This is a genomic window from Paraburkholderia sp. (assembly GCF_036488505.1).
Classification (GTDB): domain Bacteria; phylum Pseudomonadota; class Gammaproteobacteria; order Burkholderiales; family Burkholderiaceae; genus Paraburkholderia.
Map to the genome: position 1 here is coordinate 1 of NZ_DASXHN010000404.1, position 1,773 is coordinate 1,773.

General features: G+C 65.1%; 2 protein-coding genes. One reads left to right on the plus strand and one right to left on the minus strand.

What is annotated here, in order from left to right; all coding sequences use genetic code 11:
* Nucleotides 1-370 precede the first annotated feature (370 nt).
* The gene (locus tag VGH68_RS23600; RefSeq protein WP_331606127.1) at nt 371-1,300 is read left to right on the plus strand and encodes a DMT family transporter; all 930 of its coding nucleotides are present in this window, start codon (nt 371-373) and stop codon (nt 1,298-1,300) included.
* Nucleotides 1,301-1,522: 222 nt separating this feature from the next.
* On the opposite strand, the gene bamC is transcribed toward VGH68_RS23600, so the two are convergent.
* On the minus strand, nt 1,523-1,773 hold a 251-nt coding region (gene bamC / locus VGH68_RS23605), incomplete at its 5' end, for an outer membrane protein assembly factor BamC (protein ID WP_331606128.1).

The window sequence follows — 1,773 nt, forward strand, 5'->3', positions numbered from 1 at the left end:
TCTGGGCACAGCAGAATTTCCTGCAGTGGATGATCCCGCATTGATCAGAGCGTCGGGGGCCGCCCCCCGACGCTGCAGGGCACTGAACGTCTGAGCACAAATAACTCACGCGCGTTACGTTATGCGCTTCATGCGCTCGCCCGTCGCGGCGGGCGCAGTGTGACCTCCCGCGCCTCCTGACTCACAATTTTTCTCACATAGCGGTGAGAATTGCTCGTTTTGCGCGCGCCCCGGCGGCGCTTACGATCGACATCACCCGGACGCCGCCGTCTCCGGAATCTTGCCGTTTCATCCGACGCTGAAACGTTCCGCGCGATCCCGCTGCTACGATGTGCTGGCGTCCCGACTCAACCGCGCGCGACGCTCCCCGATGAAAGCCAAAAACCTGCTGCAACTGCTGATTCTCGCTGCCCTGTGGGGCGCGTCGTTCCTGTTTATCCGCGTCGGCGTGAGCGACTTCGGCGTCGCGCCGTTGATGGCGCTGCGCGTCGGCATCGGTGCCATTTTCCTCACCATCGTGCTGATCGCGCGGCGACCGCTGCGGCAATCGGCAGCCGTGCTGCGCACGCGCGCAGTGCCGCTGCTGATGGTCGGCATCCTGAATTCGGCCGCACCGTTCTGTCTGTTCGCGTATGCGGAGCTGACGCTGTCGGCGGGCGTCACGTCGGTGATCAATGCGAGCGCGCCGCTATGGGGTGCGCTGGTCGGCTTCCTGTGGCTGCGCGACCGGCTGAGCGCGCTGCGTGTGCTCGGGCTTGCGGTCGGCTTCGTCGGCGTGCTGATGCTGGTATGGGATCAGATCTTCGCGCCGGATGGTTCGTCCGCGGCACCGCAGACCATCGCGCTCGCGGCCGCCGCCGCGCTCGGCGCGACGCTGCTGTACGGGATCGCGGCCAACTACACGAAGCGCTATCTGACCGGCGTCGATGCATTGACCGTCGCGGCCGGCACCATGCTCGGCGCGACGATCGTGCTGCTGCCGCTCGCGGTGATCTACTGGCCCGCCGCAGCGATCTCGCTGCGCGCGTGGGGCGCGGTGCTTGCGCTCGGCGTTTTCTGCACCGGCGTCGCATACATGCTGTTCTTCCATCTGATCGCGGTTGCGGGGCCGGCGCGCGCGATTGCCGTCACGTTCGTGATTCCGATTTTCGGCATTCTGTGGGGCGCGCTGTTTCTCGGCGAGACGGTCTCGCCCGGGATGCTCGAAGGTTGCGCGGTGATTCTGGTCGGCACGGCGCTCGCGACTGGGATCATCAAGCGTTTGCCGTGGATTGGCACGCGGCGGCGGGCCGATACCTGAGCGGCAAAGCGTGAGTGCTGGGTCGATGCTGTCTATCGCGTTGACGTAACGTAACGTCGCAAGCGGTCCCGTTCCTCGCGCATCGCAGCGGTCTCTCTGCGCAGTCATGCGCGGCGCGCGGCGCACGACTCGCCGCAGCAACGGCACGCAGGCAAAAAAACGCCCGGACTTCAGCCGGGCGTTTTTTCGATCGGCGGCATATTTGCCGGCCGGGTTATTGCTTCAATGCAGCTGGTCGACCATCAGACTCATGATCTGCTTGGCCTGCGGGCTTTCGTCGATACCGCCCTTGTCGTCGACCACGGCCACACGCGTCTGGTTAGGCGTCACCGCGCGCACGTTCACGCGATACTGCTTGGCGACCTTTTCCTTCTTGCCGTGGAACACCTGGCTCCAGAAGCCCTGTTCTGCCGACGTCATATCCTTCGGATCGGCGTAGCGCACGAAATACAGGCCGCGGCTCGCGTCACGGT